Origin of the sequence: Mycobacterium paraffinicum, from assembly GCF_001907675.1 — a bacterium.
Lineage (GTDB): Bacteria > Actinomycetota > Actinomycetes > Mycobacteriales > Mycobacteriaceae > Mycobacterium > Mycobacterium paraffinicum_A.
This window is the reverse complement of record NZ_MPNT01000021.1, coordinates 86,661-103,330: the sequence shown is the minus strand read 5'-3', so window position 1 is coordinate 103,330 and position 16,670 is coordinate 86,661. Positions and strand designations below refer to the sequence as shown.

The 16,670-nt window shown below is 69.4% G+C and carries 16 protein-coding genes; 7 read left to right on the top strand and 9 right to left on the bottom strand.

Going from position 1 to position 16,670, the window contains the following annotated elements:
• Window positions 1–264: 264 nt before the first annotated feature.
• Together BRW65_RS20970 and BRW65_RS20965 are read right to left on the bottom strand one after the other, a co-directional pair.
• Window positions 265–1,497 (bottom strand): MFS transporter, encoded by a 1,233-nt coding sequence (locus BRW65_RS20970; RefSeq protein ID WP_073877845.1) that lies wholly within the window; start codon window positions 1,495–1,497, stop codon window positions 265–267.
• Between the two features lie 134 nt (window positions 1,498–1,631).
• Entirely contained in the window at window positions 1,632–1,922 is a 291-nt protein-coding gene (locus tag BRW65_RS20965) for a metal-sensitive transcriptional regulator (protein ID WP_073877881.1), read from the bottom strand.
• 127 nt (window positions 1,923–2,049) lie between these two features.
• Here BRW65_RS20965 and ilvD point away from each other — a divergent pair, with 127 nt between their 5' ends.
• Complete coding sequence (gene ilvD, locus BRW65_RS20960) at window positions 2,050–3,765, top strand: dihydroxy-acid dehydratase (RefSeq protein WP_073877843.1); 1,716 nt, start codon at window positions 2,050–2,052, stop codon at window positions 3,763–3,765.
• Between the two features lie 34 nt (window positions 3,766–3,799).
• On the opposite strand, the gene BRW65_RS20955 is transcribed toward ilvD, so the two are convergent.
• Together BRW65_RS20955 and BRW65_RS20950 are read right to left on the bottom strand one after the other, a co-directional pair.
• Window positions 3,800–4,240 (bottom strand): SPW repeat protein, encoded by a 441-nt coding sequence (locus tag BRW65_RS20955; RefSeq protein ID WP_073877841.1) that lies wholly within the window; start codon window positions 4,238–4,240, stop codon window positions 3,800–3,802.
• A 229-nt stretch (window positions 4,241–4,469) separates the two neighbouring features.
• Entirely contained in the window at window positions 4,470–5,126 is a 657-nt protein-coding gene (locus BRW65_RS20950; protein WP_073877839.1) for an O-methyltransferase, read from the bottom strand.
• A 138-nt stretch (window positions 5,127–5,264) separates the two neighbouring features.
• Between BRW65_RS20950 and mymT the strand changes: the two genes are divergently transcribed.
• Window positions 5,265–5,411, top strand: a complete 147-nt coding sequence (gene mymT / locus BRW65_RS20945; protein ID WP_073877879.1) for a metallothionein MymT — start codon at window positions 5,265–5,267, stop codon at window positions 5,409–5,411.
• Window positions 5,412–5,526: 115 nt separating this feature from the next.
• Here the strand turns inward: mymT and BRW65_RS20940 are convergent, their stop codons facing one another.
• From BRW65_RS20940 to BRW65_RS20920, 4 genes are all read right to left on the bottom strand, one after another.
• A complete protein-coding gene (locus BRW65_RS20940; protein WP_073877837.1) occupies window positions 5,527–7,656 on the bottom strand; it encodes a glycoside hydrolase family 3 protein in 2,130 nt (709 codons plus the stop codon).
• Window positions 7,653–8,165 carry a TIGR04338 family metallohydrolase gene (locus tag BRW65_RS20935; RefSeq protein ID WP_073877835.1) on the bottom strand — a complete coding sequence of 171 codons (513 nt, stop codon included), beginning with the start codon at window positions 8,163–8,165 and terminating at the stop codon, window positions 7,653–7,655. The genes BRW65_RS20940 and BRW65_RS20935 overlap by 4 nt, the downstream gene beginning before the upstream one ends.
• Window positions 8,162–8,911, bottom strand: a complete 750-nt coding sequence (locus tag BRW65_RS20930; RefSeq protein WP_073877833.1) for a DUF2786 domain-containing protein — start codon at window positions 8,909–8,911, stop codon at window positions 8,162–8,164. The genes BRW65_RS20935 and BRW65_RS20930 overlap by 4 nt, the downstream gene beginning before the upstream one ends.
• A gap of 176 nt (window positions 8,912–9,087) precedes the next feature.
• Window positions 9,088–9,921: an alpha/beta hydrolase gene (locus tag BRW65_RS20920; protein WP_073877831.1), complete on the bottom strand. Its 834-nt coding sequence runs from the start codon at window positions 9,919–9,921 to the stop codon at window positions 9,088–9,090.
• A gap of 82 nt (window positions 9,922–10,003) precedes the next feature.
• Here BRW65_RS20920 and BRW65_RS20915 point away from each other — a divergent pair, with 82 nt between their 5' ends.
• Window positions 10,004–11,005 (top strand): sigma-70 family RNA polymerase sigma factor, encoded by a 1,002-nt coding sequence (locus BRW65_RS20915; protein WP_073877829.1) that lies wholly within the window; start codon window positions 10,004–10,006, stop codon window positions 11,003–11,005.
• Window positions 11,002–12,417, top strand: coding sequence for an alpha/beta hydrolase domain-containing protein (locus BRW65_RS20910; RefSeq protein ID WP_073877827.1), 1,416 nt, complete (start codon window positions 11,002–11,004; stop codon window positions 12,415–12,417). Before BRW65_RS20915 ends, BRW65_RS20910 begins: the two co-directional genes overlap by 4 nt.
• Here the strand turns inward: BRW65_RS20910 and BRW65_RS20905 are convergent.
• Window positions 12,414–13,547, bottom strand: a complete 1,134-nt coding sequence (locus BRW65_RS20905; RefSeq protein ID WP_073877825.1) for an NAD(P)H-dependent amine dehydrogenase family protein — start codon at window positions 13,545–13,547, stop codon at window positions 12,414–12,416. The genes BRW65_RS20910 and BRW65_RS20905 overlap by 4 nt on opposite strands.
• A 108-nt stretch (window positions 13,548–13,655) precedes the next feature.
• Between BRW65_RS20905 and BRW65_RS20900 the strand changes: the two genes are divergently transcribed.
• Genes BRW65_RS20900 through BRW65_RS20890 form a run of 3 tightly spaced genes read left to right on the top strand, consistent with a single transcriptional unit; the run spans window position 13,656 to window position 16,665 of the window.
• Window positions 13,656–14,480, top strand: a complete 825-nt coding sequence (locus BRW65_RS20900) for a MarR family transcriptional regulator (protein WP_073877875.1) — start codon at window positions 13,656–13,658, stop codon at window positions 14,478–14,480.
• A 26-nt stretch (window positions 14,481–14,506) separates the two neighbouring features.
• Complete coding sequence (locus BRW65_RS20895; RefSeq protein WP_073877823.1) at window positions 14,507–15,241, top strand: pirin family protein; 735 nt, start codon at window positions 14,507–14,509, stop codon at window positions 15,239–15,241.
• Window positions 15,242–15,267: 26 nt separating this feature from the next.
• Window positions 15,268–16,665 (top strand): YhgE/Pip domain-containing protein, encoded by a 1,398-nt coding sequence (locus BRW65_RS20890; protein ID WP_073877821.1) that lies wholly within the window; start codon window positions 15,268–15,270, stop codon window positions 16,663–16,665.
• Window positions 16,666–16,670 lie beyond the last annotated feature (5 nt).

The window sequence follows — 16,670 nt, the reverse complement described above, 5'->3', positions numbered from 1 at the left end:
GGCCCCGCCACGACGCCGGGATCGGCGGGGGCGGGATCGGGATCCGCCATCGCCGGGGCGGCGCTCAACACCAGCGCTAAGGTGACAGAAGCCAATCCGGCGGCGTTCAGGGCGGCCGACAGCCGCCCGCGCGTCCAGCCCGACATATGCATCCCTCCACATTCGAGTTCCTCACACAGTGTGGCATAGGGCGCCCGCCAGCTAACAAATTCACGGGCGCGCCGCGACCCGTTTAGGCGGTATTTTGGCCGTTGAGCTGGCTGACTATGAATCGCGTGAGCTTGTCGGCGCAACGTCGAGCGCCTGGCGGTTGGCGGCCGCGCCGACGAGCGCGACGGCCATCAAACCGGCCGACGCGGTCAGCATCAGCACGACGCTGCGCTCGTAGAGCAGGCCGCCGGCCAGCGCGCCCGCCATGATGCCCACCTGGAACGCCGTCACGTAGAGCCCCGACGCCCCGTCGGGGTCGTCGGCCCCGCTGCGCATCGCCGCGGACTGCATCATCGGCGACACGGCGGTGGCCATCGCGCCCCAGAGCACGATCGCCGCCGTGCCGATCAGCGCGGCGCCCGCGGCAGGCCGGCCGCCCAGGGCCAGCGCGGTCAGCACGACGAACGCGGCCGTCAAACCGGCCAGGCACCCGATGATGGCGCCCTTGGGCCGGCGGTCCAGCGGCCGCGCCACCAGGCCGACTGCCACCACTCCCGCCGCGCCGTAAGCGGCCAGCACCCACGCCAGGTTCGGCCCGCGCACGCCGACGACTTCGCGGATGATCTCCACGATGTAGGTGTAGGAGACGAAGTGCCCGGTCACGCCGACCATGGTGATGATGCTGACGACGATCAGCCGGCGGTTGCGGTGGTGGCGGGACCGCGGGCCCACGCACTTCAGCTGGTCCTCGGTGAGCACCATCTCCGGCAACAGGACCCGGGCGGCCACCGTGACGATGACGGCCGCCACCGTCACGCACACCACCGCCAGCCGCCAGCCCCACATCAGGCTCATGGCCGCGGTCAGTGGGCTGCCGACGACCAGCGCCAGGCTGGTCCCCATGTAGATCGACATCGTCGCGCGGCCGGCGTGGCTCGGCGGCACCAGCCGCGTCGCGATCGGCGCGATGACCGACCACAACAGGCCGTGGGTGACCGCGCACAGCACCCGACCGGCGGCCAGCACCGCGAAGGTCGGCGCCAGCGCCGAGATCAACTGTGAGACGGTCAGGCAGGCCAGGCTCAGCACCAGCACGCGCCGGCGCGGCAGGTGCGCGGTCCAACGCACCAGCGGAATCGTGGTCAGCGCCGCCACCAGGGCGTACCAGGACAGCAGCGTGCCGACCACGACCAGGCTGACGTGCAGGTTGCGCGCGATGGCCGGCAGCGCCCCGACGGGCAGGATCTCGGCGGTGACGTAGGTGAAGGCCGCCGCGGCCAGCACACCGAGCTGGGCCGCGACCCGTGGGGTCCACGTTCGGGCGGCAGCGTTGGGTTCGGCAGTCATGGCGTCTGTATCGGCCGGGCTACCCAGCTCCTGGGTCGTCGCGCCTAATGCGATCACACTGCCTTACCGTACGGACCGCAACTACGGCTCCCCCCTTATTGCGGCCACAATAAGGGTCTCAACTCGGTCACCAATCAGGAACGAACGAGGCGTGCGATGGCCGCGGAGGCCTCGGCAAGCTTCTGATCGGCGTCGTCTCCCCCCTCGGCCACGGCGCGGGTGACGCAGTGGTTGAGGTGTTCGTCCAGCAAATTCAGGGCGACCGAACGCAGCGCGCTGTTGACGGCGCTGATCTGGGTCAGGACGTCGATGCAGTACTTGTCTTCTTCGATCATTCGCGCGATGCCGCGCACCTGGCCCTCGATGCGCCGCAGCCGCTTGGCGTAGTCGTCCTTCTGCTGCGAATATCCGTGCGCGTTCGTCATGCTGTCCCTATCCCTGCCCATCCGCGCCCCCGCACGTGGCGGGGGCCGGCGTCACGAATCCACCTTATACCCCGCCCGGGTATGACCCGCACATTTGCCGTCCGGCCTGTTCACGCATACTTGCAGGATGGCCACAACACGCGATGCGACCGGAGTCACCGACATCAAACCGCGCAGTCGTGACGTAACCGACGGCCTGGAGAAGGCCGCCGCGCGCGGCATGCTGCGAGCGGTCGGGATGGGTGACGAGGACTTCGCCAAGCCACAGATCGGGGTGGCGTCGTCGTGGAACGAGATCACGCCGTGCAACCTCTCGCTGGACCGGCTGGCCAAGGCGGTCAAGGAGGGGGTGTTCGCGGCCGGCGGCTTCCCGCTGGAGTTCGGGACGATCTCGGTGTCCGACGGCATCTCGATGGGCCACGAGGGGATGCACTTCTCGCTGGTCTCGCGCGAGGTGATCGCCGACAGCGTCGAGACCGTGATGCAGGCCGAGCGCCTCGACGGCTCGGTGCTGCTGGCCGGCTGCGACAAGTCGCTGCCCGGGATGCTGATGGCCGCCGCGCGCCTGGACCTGGCGTCGGTGTTCCTCTACGCGGGATCGATCCTGCCCGGCCGGGCCAAGCTGTCCGACGGCACCGAACGCGAGGTCACCATCATCGACGCGTTCGAAGCGGTGGGCGCGTGCGCGCGCGGGCTGATGCCCCGGGAGGACGTCGACGCCATCGAACGTGCCATCTGCCCGAGCGAGGGCGCGTGCGGCGGCATGTACACCGCCAACACGATGGCCAGCGCCGCGGAGGCCCTCGGCATGTCGTTGCCGGGCAGCGCGGCCCCGCCGGCGACCGATTACCGCCGCGACGGGTTCGCCCGCCGCAGCGGCCAAGCCGTCGTCGAACTGCTGCGCCGCGGGATCACCGCCCGCGACATCCTCACCAAGGAGGCGTTCGAGAACGCGATCGCGGTGGTGATGGCGTTCGGCGGATCGACCAACGCCGTGCTGCACCTGCTGGCGATCGCGCACGAGGCCGACGTGAAGCTGTCGCTCGACGACTTCAGCCGGGTCGGTTCGAAGGTTCCGCACCTGGCCGACGTCAAGCCGTTCGGCCGTCACGTCATGTCCCACGTCGACCAGATCGGCGGCGTGCCGGTGGCGATGAAGGCGCTGTTGGATGCGGGCCTGCTGCACGGGGATTGCCTGACGGTGACGGGGCAGACCGTGGCCGAGAACCTGGCCGCGATCGATCCGCCCGACCCGGACGGCAAGGTGCTGCGGGCGCTGGACAATCCCATCCACCCGACGGGCGGCATCACCATCCTGCGCGGGTCGCTGGCCCCCGAGGGTGCGGTGGTCAAGTCGGCCGGCTTCGACTCCGACGTGTTCGAAGGCACCGCAAGGGTTTTCGACGGCGAGCGGGCCGCGCTGGACGCCCTCGAGGACGGGACGATCACCAAGGGCGACGCGGTGGTGATCCGTTACGAGGGCCCCAAGGGCGGTCCCGGGATGCGCGAGATGCTCGCCATCACCGGTGCCATCAAGGGCGCCGGCCTGGGCAAGGACGTGCTGCTGCTGACCGACGGCCGGTTCTCCGGCGGGACGACGGGGCTGTGCGTGGGGCACATCGCGCCGGAGGCGGTCGACGCCGGCCCGATCGCCTTCCTGCGCGACGGCGACCCGATTCGCCTGGACGTGGCGAACCGCCTGCTTGACGTGCTGGTCGACGAGAACGAATTCGATTCCCGGCGAGCGGGTTTCACTCCCCCTCCGCCGCGCTACAAGACGGGCGTACTGGCAAAGTACGTCAAGCTGGTGAGTACGGCGGCGAAGGGCGCGGTCTGCGGCTAGCCCCGATCGCCGCCTCGCTCAACGGGTTTGGAATCTATGCGTGGGTGGCCGCCGCCCGCGTGCGCCTGCCGAAGTAGGCGGCGTTGACGCCCAACAGGGTCAGCAACGCACCCGCTACGACGTTCGACCACATCACGCCGGCGGTCAGCGTCATGCCCGGTAGGATCCACAACGACGCGATGACCCATACGCCGAGGACCGGCATCGTCCAGGTCAACCCGTGTGCACGGTCGAGTGCCGTCGCGAACCCGTAGGCCAGGAATGCCGCGGCAATTCCGGCGATCAGGTTAGACGTGGCAAGCGATCCCGTGGCGCTGAAGCCCACCAGCCACGGTGACGCGGCCACGTACAGGCCCGTCAGCAGCGCCAGCCCGAAGGTGACGTGCGCACTCATCGACTCGGCCACGCGGTCGTAATTCGCGCGCAGAGCCAACAAGTCGGGGTGGTGATCAATTGATGAATGGACTGTACTCATTTTGGGACCTTTCTGTTATGCAGCAAGCTTTTTGAGCTATCTGCACCCATCCATCTGCGGTCAAGATTACGCTCGATCGCCGCATGCCAGCAACGAAATCCTGCCCGCTAGCGTCATCAGGAAGCGCGTCCCCACCACGTCGATGTCCGACGACGCACACCGGCGAAACCGCACTGCGAATAAGCGAACTCGGCCCCGCCGCGCCGGCGGTCGCCGACCTCCGCCCGCGTTAGCGCACCAGCGCGAGCGCAAAGCCGTCCCAGCGCTTGGCCCCGACCGTTTGGATCACGGCGGTGTCCAGTCGCGGGTGCTCGCCCATCAGCCGCAACGTCTCGCGGACGGCCCGCGCCTGCGCATCGTGCTGTGGGTCCAGGACCTGTCCCTCGCGAACAACGTTGTCCGCCACGATGAGTGCGCCGGGGCGGGCTAGCCGGACCGCCCAGTCCAGGTAGGCGACGTAGTTCTCTTTGTCCGCGTCGATGAACACCAAGTCGAACGGCCCGCCGTTCAAGGTCGGCAATGTGTCCAGCGCTGCGCCGACGATCACCTCCACCCGGTCGGCGACGCCCGCCCGTTCCAGGTTGGTCCGGGCGACCTCGGCGTGCCTGGGCTCGTATTCCAGGGTCACCACCCGGCCCTGCGGGCCGGCGCCGCGGGCGAGCCAGATGGTGCTGAAGCCGCCCAGCGTGCCGATCTCCAGGATGCGGTGCGCCTGGATGGCGGCGGCCAGCAGGCTCAGAAACTTGCCCTGCTGGGCCGACACCGCGATCTGCGGCAGGCCGGCCGCGTCGCTGGCCTCGACCGCTCCGCTCAGCGCCGGATCGTCACCGATCACGGTGTCGTTCAAAAAGTCGTCGACGTCTTGGGGCGTTGGGTTCTGGGTCATGCCACCAAGCTAGCCGCGCTTCGCCGCGGCGGTATCGGATGGGTCACGGTCGTTTACCTATACCCACGGGGGGTATACAGTGGGCAGCGTGGTCGATCACAGCCGTAAGGGATCACAACAGAGAAATGGGTGAGTGAAATGGCAAATTACGAAGCAGGCACCGAACTGACCTGCGGCCACGAGGGCTGCGGGTGTCGCGTTCGCATCGAGGTTCCCTGCCACTGCTCGGGTTCGGGCGAGCCGTACCGCTGCACCTGCGGTGACGAGCTGACCCCGGTCAAGTAGTCCGCGCAGGCTCGCGTCGAGTGTGCGTCCTGGGCGGCGACACGCCGGGGTTGGAAAACCCTGAGCGCACAGCCAAAGCCGTCAACGCACACTCGATGCGGCCGGGGCCCCGCGATCAGCGCCCGAAGGTACGGCCGGCCAGCTCGACCGTCGCGGTCAGCTGCGGTGTGACGGCCGACGTACTGACTGCCACCCGATATTCGCCGCCGTCGATGCGCCAGCGTCCCAGGCCGCCGTCGTAGCGGGCGAGCAGGCGCGGGTCCGCCTCGACGGTCACCTGACAGCTGGCGCCAGGTTCCAGCTCGACCCGCTCGAATCCCAGCAGCCGCAGGCATGGCCCGTCCGGGGCGTCGGTCAGATACAGCTGCGGGACGTCGGCCCCCGGCCGGGTGCCGGCGTTGACCACGCTGAAGCCGGCGGTCACCGTGTCCCCGCCGCTCACCACAAGGTCTAGATAGTCAAAACTCGTGTAGGACAGGCCATGTCCGAAGGCGAACGCCGGCGTCGCTCCGGTGGCGGCGAACCAGCGGTAGCCGACGTCGGATCCCTCGACGTACTCGATCGTGCTCGGCTCCCCCCACGAGGCGCCGAGGCCGGGCAGCTCCGGGCGCGGCGTCTGGCGCAGGTCGGCCGGGAAGGTGATCGGTAGGCGCCCCGACGGATTAACCCGCCCCGCAAGGACTTCCGCGATGGCCCGGGCGCCGGCCTGGCCCGGATACCAGGCCTGCACGATGGCCCGCACCGAGTCGCGCCAGGGCATGGTCACCGGATTGCCGGTCTCGAGCACCACGACGGTGTTCGGGTTGGCGGCGGACACGGCGGCGATCAACGCGTCCTGCCCCTGCGGCAGCGCCAGGTCGACGATGTCGAACCCTTCCCCCTCGGCGCGCACGGCGAACACGATCGCGATGTCGGCGCGACGCGCCGCGAGCGCCGCCTCCGCGGGACTGATGCCGGGGTCGAACTCGATCCGGGCGTGCGGGAATTGCGTGCGCAGCGCCTCCAGCGGGCTCGACGGCAGCAGGTGCAGCTTGCGCAGCCCGGCCTCGAGTCCGGCGCCGCCGATCGGGATCACCGCCGCGTAGCCGCCCGGCGGGACGACGGCGCTCGACCCGTAGCCGGTCGGCACGCCCACGTTCGCGTACCCGCCGATGACCGCGATCCGGGTGGCGGATTCCGGCGCCAGGGGCAGCAGGCCGCCGTTGCTCAGCAGCACGATCCCCTGCCGGGCGATCCGCAACGCAATCTCGTTGTGCGCGGCCAGATCCGGCGCGGGCGCGGCGTCGGCCCGGTCGATGCCGACCGCGAACATCGACCGCAGGATCCGCCGGACCATGTCGGAGAGCCGTTCGTCGCTGAGCCTGCCGTCGGCATGCGCGGCCCGCAACGGCGCACCGAACGCCTCCGACTGCCACAGCAGCGCATCGATTTGCGCCCCGCACTCCTGGTCGAGCCCGCCGAGCGCGCACTCCCAGGACGGCGTGGCCCCCCAATCGGACATGACCCAACCGGGGTATCCCCAGGCACCTTTCAGCACCCGGTTGATCAGGACGTCGCTGGCCGCGGCGTAGACGCCGTTGACCTTGTTGTAGGCGGTCATCACGGCGCCCGGCCTGGCGCGCTCGATGGCGATTTCGAAGGCCAGCAGGTCGGATTCGCGATGGGCGTCGGCGTCGACGACCGCGTCCAGGAAGTGGCGATTGGTCTCATTGCAGTTCAGCGAGTAGTGCTTGACGGTCGAGATGACGCGCTGTTGCTGGATGCCGTCGATCGACTCCGCGGCGATCGTGGCGGTCAAAAGCGGGTCCTCGGAAAGGTATTCGAAGTTGCGCCCGTTCCGCGGATCGCGCGCGAGGTTCATCGCGCCGGCGAGCTGCACGTTGAATCCGCGGCTGCGGGCCTCCCGGCCGATCACCTCACCCGCGGCGCGGGCGAGCGCGGGATCGAAGCCCGCGGCCAGCGCCAGGCCGGCGGGCAGCGCGGTGGCGGTGTCACCGGGGCGGTAGCCGGGGTTGGTCACGCCGAGGCCGGCGTCGCTCATCAGCAACGCCGGGATGCCGAGCCGGGGAACGCCGGGGACATAGCCGGCGCTCATCGGGACGCCCGGTGGGATGCGTTCGTCGCGCACCGGCCACATGTCACCGGCCCCCATCACGCCGACCAGCAGCGAGAACCGCTCGTCGTCGGTCAGCTGGGCCTCGACCTCGCGCGCCCGGGCGTCCGCATCGTCGCCGAACGAACTCATCGCACACCCTCTTTGGCGTAGACGACGCGCAGCACGTGGCCGAGCTCGGGCCCCATCACCAGCTCCGCCAACTCGCCGAACGTCGCGACGAACTCCGGGCCGTGCGGCGGCTCGGCCTGGCACAGGTGGTGAGCGACCTCGTGCAGCACCACCAGTTCGCGCAGCGCCCAGTCAGCGGTGTCACGGTCCGGGACCGCGATAACGCCTGCGCCATCGCGGAATTCGTAGTGGGCCGCGGTGGCGGCCCGTCGCGGCCGCACCCGCAGCGGCGCGACCGAAGGCCACCGCCGGCGCACCGCCGGCAACGCAAGCACCTGGTCAACATAGCGCTGCGCGGCGGAAACCGAGCCGAATCGCCCCTCCGGCGGCAGCGTGAGCTGCGCGCCGAAGAAGTCCACGGACGGCGACCCGTGCTCGGCGGCACGGTCGAACAGCGTCCGGACGAACTCCTCGGCCGCGTAAACCTTGGCGCGCTGGGAGTCCCTCTGGGCGGAGCGCCCCGAGCTCACCGGCCCAACGGGGTGCGCGCGCCCGGGAGTTCGGGGCTGCTGCCCAGCCGCGCCCGGCGGCCGGCCCGGTCCCCCGCGCGCCGCGCGGCCGAGGAATAGCCCGCCGTCGCCCGGCTGACCTGATATGTGCCCCGTGCCTTCGAGGCTCCCCGGTAATAGTCGTGCAGCTCGACATCCTTGTCGCGCAACGCAATCGCCGTGCCCGGCGGACGACGCCGGTCCTTGGTGGCCTCGCGCCGCGCCTCGTCACGGGCCTCCGCCAGGCGCTGGCCCACGCGCGCCCCGAAGGCCAGCTGGAAGTTCAGCCGTGCGGTGATGGTGGGCGTCGGCCGGTGCGCCCCCGACGCCAGGTAGGCGTCCGACGCCCGCACCATCTGGACCACCAGGCTCGCGTACAACGCGTGGGTGGCGTCGATGTCCTCGGCGAACCCGTAGGCGTAGACGAACGTCGAATTCGACGCCACATCACAGCGCACGTCGTTGGCCATCGCGATCAACACGAACAACTGCACATAGGTCCGCAGCCCCTTGGTGCCGGCCTCTCCGATGGTGATGGTCCGCTGCGTCGGGGCCTGCGCCGGCGAGCGGTTCGCCGCGTGGGACCGCGCCACCGCCAAGTCGATGGAGGACGCCGTGGCCAACCGCTGCGCGGCGCTCATGAAAGCGTCCGCCTCGTGCGGGTTGTCGGTGCCCTCGGCCTGACGCAACAGTGCGGCGATGCGGGCCAGCATTTTGTCGTCCGTCATATGCGCCACTTCTCCTCATCGCTGCGCTCTGCATCGTCGTCGGCGCGCGTCATATGCGCCACTCTCCCCCTCGCCGCTTCGCGGCTGGGGGTACCCCCACCTCATCGCTGCGCTCTGCATCGTCGTCGGCGCTCGTCATATGCGCCAAAATACGGGAGCCTTACGACACTTCCGCCTCAGAGCCGGGCGGTGATCCAGGAGACCACGTCTCCCAGCACCTGGTCACGCTCCGGCTCGTTGAAGACCTCGTGGTAGAGCCCCGGGTAGACCTTGAGTTCGACATCGGTGGACCCGACGCACTCGACCAGCCGCCGGCTGCCCGCGACCGGGATCAGGTGGTCGTCGGAGCCGTGCACCACCAGCAGCGGCGCCGTCAGCGCCGGCGCGCGCTGCGGCATGGTCTCGCCGACCTGCACGAGGGCGCGACCGATGCCGGCCGGAACCTTGCCGTGGTACACCAACGGATCGCTCTTGTAGGCCGCCACCACCTCCGGGTCCCGGGAGATGGCGTCGACGTCCAGCTCCTGCACCGGCAGGCCGGGCACCAGGACACCGAGCACCCGGGCGGCCAGCACCATCAGCGGCGACACCTGATCCTGGGCGGCCACCGCGGGCCCCGACAGCACCATCAGGTCGTAGTTGTCGGGCCGTTCGACGCCGTAGGCGAACACGATGCCGCCGCCCATGCTGTGCCCGAGCACGATGCACTTGAGGCCGGGGTGCTCCCGGGTGGCGATCCGCACCAGGCTGTCGAAGTCCGCCGTGTATTCGGAGATGTCGCGCACCAGCATCCGCTTGCCACCCGAGCGGCCATGCCCGCGATGATCCAGCGCGTAGGTGACCAGGCCCGCCTCGCCGAAACGCGTCGCGACGTGGTCGTACCGGCGGGCGTACTCGCCGAAACCGTGCGACAGCACTACCACCGCCCGCGGCGCGGTGTCCGGCGTCCAGACGTCGTAAACGATGCGCACTCCACCGAATCCGTCGAAGTTCCGTTCGGCTCGGTTCACTGCACGCTCCTAGTCATTACGGGCAGCGTAATGGCTCCCGGTGCAGGTCGCCCGGCCAGACACTGCCGTAGGCTCTCCCATCGTGGGACTGCTTGCGCAAAACACCGCAGACTCCGACCGCGTCCCCCGGGTCGGCGGTGACTTTTCGGCCCACGCCGAGCCGTACCGCCGTGAGCTGCTGGCCCATTGCTACCGGATGACCGGGTCGCTGCACGACGCCGAGGATCTGGTGCAGGAAACGTTGTTGCGTGCGTGGAAGGCCTACGACCGGTTCGAGGGCAAGTCCTCGATGCGGACGTGGCTGCACCGCATCGCCACCAACACCTGCCTGAGCGCGCTGGAGGGCAGGCAACGCCGGCCGCTGCCGACCGGGTTGGGCGCCCCCAGCTCCGACCCCACCGCCGAACTGCACGAGCGGCGCGAGGTGCCCTGGCTGGAACCGCTCCCGGACCTGACGAATGACCCGGCCGACCCCTCGGTCATCGTCGGGTCGCGAGAGTCGGTCCGGTTGGCGTTCGTCGCTGCGCTGCAACACCTTTCACCCCGGCAGCGGGCGGTGTTGCTGCTGCGCGACGTCTTACAGTGGAAGGCCGCCGAAGTAGCCGACGCGATCGGCACCACCACGACCGCCGTCAACAGTTTGCTGCAGCGCGCCCGGTCCCAGCTCGACGCCGTCGGGCCCAGCGCCGGCGACCGGTTGGCCGCACCGGATTCCCCGGAAACCCAGGACCTGCTGGCGCGCTACATCGCCGCCTTCGAGACCTACGACATCGACCGATTGGTCGAACTGTTCACCGCCGAAGCCGTCTGGGAGATGCCGCCGTACGCCGGTTGGTATCAGGGTGCGCGCGACATCGTCACCCTCATTCACCAGCAATGCCCCGCCGAACACCCCGGCGACATGCGCCTGTTGCCGCTGATCGCCAACGGTCAGCCCGGCGCCGCCATGTACATGCGCGCCGGTGACCGGCACGTGCCCTTCCAGCTGCACGTGCTCGACGTGCGCGGCGACGGGGTGTCACACGTGGTGGCGTTCCTCGACGAGAAGCTGTTCGCGAAGTTCGGCCTGCCGGAGGCGCTATGACATACATTGACGTCACACCCGCGTCCGGAAAGCCGCTTCTGCTGTTGGGTGCCTTCGACATCGGCAGCGTCGGTTACGCCGCCGAAGAGTTCTTCATCTCCGGCACGGCATCCTCCTACGCCCCGGAGGGCAAGCTCGGCCCGGACGGTCGCTGGGACGTAACACGCAGCGGTACAGCCGATTACACGACGAGGATCGTGGCAATCACGCCCACCGATCCGGCCCGTTTCAACGGCACCGCGCTGGTCGAGTGGCTCAACGTCAGCGGCGGCATCGACGCGCCCGCGGTGTGGATGATGGCGCACCGGGAAATCGTCCGGGCGGGCTACGCCTACGTCGCCGTCTCGGCGCAGAAGGTGGGGATCGACGGCGGCACCAGCCTGCTCGGGATGGACATGTCGCTGAAGACTCAAGATCCGGCCCGCTACGGGAGCCTGCACCACCCCGGCGACGCCTTCGCGTTCGACATCTTCTCCCAGGCCGGCGAACTGGTCCGGGATCGAGGCGATGGCATCCTCGGCGGGCTGCATCCGCAACACGTGATCGGGATCGGCGAGTCGCAATCGGCGATGTTCCTCACCACCTACGTCAACGCCGTCGATCCGCTCGCCGGGGTTTACGACGGCTTCCTGGTGCACTCGCGATTCGGGCCCGCCGCGCCACTGGACGGGGTCTCGCTGATCGAGGGGTTGGAGTCCTCCCGCGGGTCGCAGCAGGCGGTGAAGTTCCGCCCGGACCTGCGCGTCCCACTGCTCACCGTCATCACCGAAACCGACCTCTTCGGTCATGTGCCGCTGGGCTATTACTCGGCGAGGCAGCCCGACACCGAGTTGCTGCGGGTCTGGGAGATTCCCGGCGCCGCGCACGCCGACAACTACACCATTCAGGTGGCGCCGATCGACTCCGGGTCGGCTCCGCTCGACGACATCGTCGCCGCCTACGCGCCGACCAACATGCTGATGGGTCAGCAACTCGACCACTACATCAACTTCGCCCCGCAGCATCACTACGTGGTGCAGGCCGCCGTCGCCGCGCTGGACGGGTGGGTCCGCACCGGCCAGCCGGCGCCCTCCGCCGCGCCGATAGCCACCCGCGAATCCGAGTCGCCCCAGCTGCTGGTCGACGCCAACGGCCTTGCCTTAGGCGGCATCCGGAGCCCCTGGGTCGACGTACCGATCGCGCGCACGTCCGGCATCACCGCGGACGAAAACCTGATGGCCGCGATCTTCGGGTCCGGCGAACCCTTCGACACCGACACGGTGCGCCGCCTCTACCCGGGCGGTAAAACGGAGTACCTGGAGCGCTTCACCGCCGCTCTCGACGCGGCCATCGATTCGCGCTTCATCCTGCCCGCGGACCGCACCGAGATCCTGGCGCTGGCCGACGCGACATATCCCGGCGGCGTCGCCTAGAACAACCGGCTGTCCGGGGACGGCCCCGGCACCGGACGGACCAGGCCCGCCCCGGTGACCAGCGGCAGGTCCAGCGCCGAGAGCAGCCCCGGCGGGGCCGCGTACACCGCCGGAATGGCGTTGACCATCCGCGAGGCGCCCGCGATGCGGGCACCCAGGTCGTGGTCGTGGTCTTCGGCCATCTCGAATTCGCACCGCATGCTGGGCGATCCCTCGATCTCCACCCGATAGAGCCCGCGCCCGGAGGCCTGCCCGTAGCCGAGGTCCTTCGGCGGGATCGAGATGTGGGGCTGCGGCCAGTCCGGCGCGATGTCGTCACGCATCCGGGTGACGTGGTCGAGGACGAAAGTTGGCTTGCCCCCGACGTATCCGGTCAGCGTGGAGCGCATGGCCGCGATCGTCCCGGCGGCGACGTGGCCGGTGGGCGTGTCGAAGGACTCGGCGGTGGGGATACGCTCGTTGCTTTCCTCGATGTCGTCGATCTTGACGCCCAGGCCGGCGGCGAGCTGATGCAGGACCGGCCCCCAGCCAAAGCTGAACATCCCCGGCTGCGCCGCGAACGCCTGGTACTCCGGGGGCTTGCCGAAACCCAGGATGTCGTACACCGCGGCCCGGTCCGGGTACGTGGCGTAGTTGAACATCTCCGTGACCCGGACCGACTCGATGACCCGCGAGACACCCGTGAGCACCAGCGGCAGGACGTCATTGGCGAACCCGGAGTCGATGCCGGTGGTGAAGAACGACGCACCGCCGTCCAGCGCGGCGGCCCGCAGCGGCTCGGTGAACGCCGCGTCGACACCGTCGGGAAAGACTAGCGGCACAACAGAACACGACACCACGTTCTTCCCGGCGCGCAGGATCGAGACCATGTCCCCCACGGCCTCCAGCGGCCGCAAGTTGGCGCCGGCGGCGTACACCACCGCGTCGGCGTCGCCGGCGAGCAGCGCCGACGGGTCCTGGGTGGCCGTCACCCCGACCGACGCGATCCCGCACAGCTCCCCCGCGTCGCGCCCCGCCTTGGCGTCGCTGTGCACGACCAGGTCGACCAGCTCCAACTCCGGGTGGTCGATCACGCCGCGCAACGCGATCACCCCCATCGAACCCGGCCCCCACACTCCCACCTTGATCACCGCGGATCGTCTCCTAATATTAGGACGTATAGATTTACAATTTGGACGGATGGTAGGGAGGTGGACATCGCCACGTCAACCGTCAAATCGCCGCCCACCGGTCGCGTCATGGATGTCCTTGCCACGCTTGCGGATTCGCCGACGGGTCTGACGTCGGCCGAGGTGGCGAAGCGCTGCGCGATCAGCACGTCCACCTGCGCCCTCGTGCTGGCCGAACTGGAACGACGCGCCTGGGTGGCGCGCCGCGGCGACCGCCGCTACGTGCTGGGCAGCGGCCTGTTCGGGCTCGTGCACGGGCTGCGGGCGCAGTTCCCGCTGCTGGACCGGGGCCGCGACGCCCTGCGGTTTCTGCACGACTCGCTCGGCGGGGGCTGCTCCATGTCGAGAATCGGCGGGCGGCACCTGACCACCGTGGACGCCGTCGGGCACGGGACCGACGGCGGGCAAGCCGTCGGCCAGCGCTTCCCCATCGACCCGCCGTTCGGCCTGGTCGCCATGGCCTGGCGCGACGACGAATTCGTCGAGACCTGGCTGCATCGGGTGACGCCGCGGCTAACCCGGGCGGAAGTCGTCGAACACCAACGGGTGCTCGCCGACATTCGCGCCCGCGGGTACGGCGCGTGGCGGTTCGACGACACCCACCAGTCGCTGCACGATCGGCTCGCGGAGGTGCTGGCGTCCCTGGACCCGACGGCGCGGGTCACCCGCCAGCTCACCACCCTGATGACGATGGCGACGCTGCAGTCCGTCACCGATGCGCTCGAAACCGATTTGTCCGCAGCCGAATTCGTGGTGCTGCCGATCTTCGGCCCGCACGGCCAGCCCGAGTATCAGATCGAGATCCACCTGGGCCGCTCCGCCGAGTTGACCCTGCCCGAGCTCGACGCCGCGCTTCGGCACGCTCAGGGGATGCTCGCCGCGACCGTGTCCTGAGCTCGCCGGGAGATTAGTCTGGGCGCATGGCTGCCCACGCGGACGTTCGGCGAGCGGCCACGCGGGCCGTCACCACGACGCCCTGGCTGACGTCGCGGCACTCGTTCTCGTTCGGTGATCACTACGACCCGGACAACACCCACCACGGGGTGCTCCTGGTGAACAACGACGACATCGTCGCGCCCGGAACCGGATTCGGCACGCACCCGCACCGGGACATGGAGATCGTCACGTGGGTCATGCAGGGTCGATTGGCGCACCGCGACTCCATCGGCAATCACGGCGTCATCTATCCGGGCCTGGCCCAGCGCATGTCGGCGGGCAGCGGAATCCTGCATTCGGAGGAGAACGACTCATCCACGGAGCCAGTGCATTTCGTGCAGATGTGGGTGGCGCCGGACGAGGCGGGCATCGCCCCGGGCTATCAACAGCACGAGATCGACGCGGAAGCGTTGGCCGGCACACTCGTGACGATCGCCTCAGGCATCCCCGGCCAGGACGGGGCAATCGCCCTGCACAATCGCGGTGCCGCGCTACACGCCGCGCGGTTGCGGGCCGGCGACGCGGTGCTGCTCCCGCAGGCGCCCTACCTGCACCTCTTTGCGGCGCGCGGAGCCATCACCTGCGAAGGCGTCGGCGACCTGCTCGAGGGTGACGCCGTTCGGTTCACCGATGCCGGCGGCGCACGGGTGAGCGCGACCGAGCCGGCGGAACTTCTGGTCTGGGAGATGCACGAGAAACTGGGGGCCGCGAGACCCTAGAGTGGGCGTGACAGACAGGAGCCGGCATGTCGCAATCGCGGCCGCAGCACGCGGCGCCCAACCCCAACCGGAACATCAAGGCGATCCGGACCGTGCGATTCTGGGCGGCGCCGCTCGTCATCACGCTGGCCCTGATGTCGGCGTTGTGCGCGCTCTACCTGGGCGGCATCTTGAACCCGATGACCAACCTGCGGCACTTCCCCATCGCCGTGGTGAACGAGGACGCCGGGCCGGCGGGCGCCGAACTCACCGGCCGCCTGGTCAACGGCCTGGACAAGAACAAGTTCGACGTCCGCGTGCTCGGTCGCAACGCCGCCAAGCACGAGTTGAACACCGGGCACGTCTACGGCTCGGTGCTGATACCGCCCAGCTTCTCGTCGAAGCTGCGCGATCTGGGCGCCAGCGCGGTGGTGCCCGGTCCCGCGGAACGGCCGGTGATCACGATCTCGACGAATCCTCGGGCCGGCACGCTCGGCTCCAGCATCGCCGCCCAGACGCTCAACATGGCGATGGGCGAAGCGAATGGCGAAGTGGGCGAACGACTCCTCGCCCAGGTCAAGGCGCAGACCGGCGGCGCGCCGCTGGCCGGGGCCGCCGAAGAGGGCCTTTCCACCCCGATCGAGATCGAGTCGACCGTGTACAACCCGCTGCCCGAGGGCACCGGAAACGGGCTGTCGGCCTTCTACTACGCGCTCTTGCTGCTGCTCGCGGGGTTCACCGGCAGCATCGTGGTCAGCACCCTGGTCGACGCGTTACTCGGTTACGTACCTGCCGAATTCGGCCCGGTGTATCGCTTCGCCGAGCAGGTCAGGATTTCGCGGTTTCAGACGCTGTTGCTCAAGTGGGCGATCATGGTGCTGCTGGGCTTGCTCACCTCCGCGGCCTATATCGCGATCGCTCATGGCCTCGGCATGCCCATCGACCTCGGCTGGCAACTCTGGGCGTACGGGGTGTTCGCCATCGCCGCGGTGGGCATCACCTCGAGTTCGTTGCTCTCCGTGCTGGGCACCGGCGGCCTGCTGGTCAGCATGTTGATCTTCGTGATCCTCGGGCTGCCCTCGGCCGGCGCCACCGTGCCGCTGGAGGCGACGCCGACGTTCTTCCGCTGGCTGGCCGAATTCGAGCCCATGCACCAGGTCTTCCTGGGCACCCGGTCGCTGCTGTACTTCAAGGGGCACGCGGATACCGGCATCTCGCAGGCGCTGATCATGACGACGATCGGCCTCGCGATCGGGCTGCTGCTGGGCGGCTTCGTCACACACCTGTACGACCGCAAGGGATTCCACCGGATTCCGGGCGCCGTGGAGATGGCGATCGCCCAGGAGCACCAGGCCCAGCACACGGCGCGCCAGGGCAAGCACGGACGAACGGACGCCGCCACCGAGTCGGACACCTCGAGCGAAAGCGCAAGCGAGCAAACGTAATTCGA

What these genes read in the sequence shown, in the direction of transcription:
- BRW65_RS20970 (WP_073877845.1), bottom strand. Translation starts at nt 1,497, where the DNA reads ATGACTGCCGAACCCAACGCTGCCGCCCGAACGTGGACCCCACGGGTC.
- BRW65_RS20965 (WP_073877881.1), bottom strand. Translation starts at nt 1,922, where the DNA reads ATGACGAACGCGCACGGATATTCGCAGCAGAAGGACGACTACGCCAAG.
- ilvD (WP_073877843.1), top strand. Translation starts at nt 2,050, where the DNA reads ATGGCCACAACACGCGATGCGACCGGAGTCACCGACATCAAACCGCGC.
- BRW65_RS20955 (WP_073877841.1), bottom strand. Translation starts at nt 4,240, where the DNA reads ATGAGTACAGTCCATTCATCAATTGATCACCACCCCGACTTGTTGGCT.
- BRW65_RS20950 (WP_073877839.1), bottom strand. Translation starts at nt 5,126, where the DNA reads ATGACCCAGAACCCAACGCCCCAAGACGTCGACGACTTTTTGAACGAC.
- mymT (WP_073877879.1), top strand. Translation starts at nt 5,265, where the DNA reads ATGGCAAATTACGAAGCAGGCACCGAACTGACCTGCGGCCACGAGGGC.
- BRW65_RS20940 (WP_073877837.1), bottom strand. Translation starts at nt 7,656, where the DNA reads ATGAGTTCGTTCGGCGACGATGCGGACGCCCGGGCGCGCGAGGTCGAG.
- BRW65_RS20930 (WP_073877833.1), bottom strand. Translation starts at nt 8,911, where the DNA reads ATGACGGACGACAAAATGCTGGCCCGCATCGCCGCACTGTTGCGTCAG.
- BRW65_RS20910 (WP_073877827.1), top strand. Translation starts at nt 11,002, where the DNA reads ATGACATACATTGACGTCACACCCGCGTCCGGAAAGCCGCTTCTGCTG.
- BRW65_RS20900 (WP_073877875.1), top strand. Translation starts at nt 13,656, where the DNA reads ATGGATGTCCTTGCCACGCTTGCGGATTCGCCGACGGGTCTGACGTCG.
- BRW65_RS20895 (WP_073877823.1), top strand. Translation starts at nt 14,507, where the DNA reads ATGGCTGCCCACGCGGACGTTCGGCGAGCGGCCACGCGGGCCGTCACC.
- BRW65_RS20890 (WP_073877821.1), top strand. Translation starts at nt 15,268, where the DNA reads ATGTCGCAATCGCGGCCGCAGCACGCGGCGCCCAACCCCAACCGGAAC.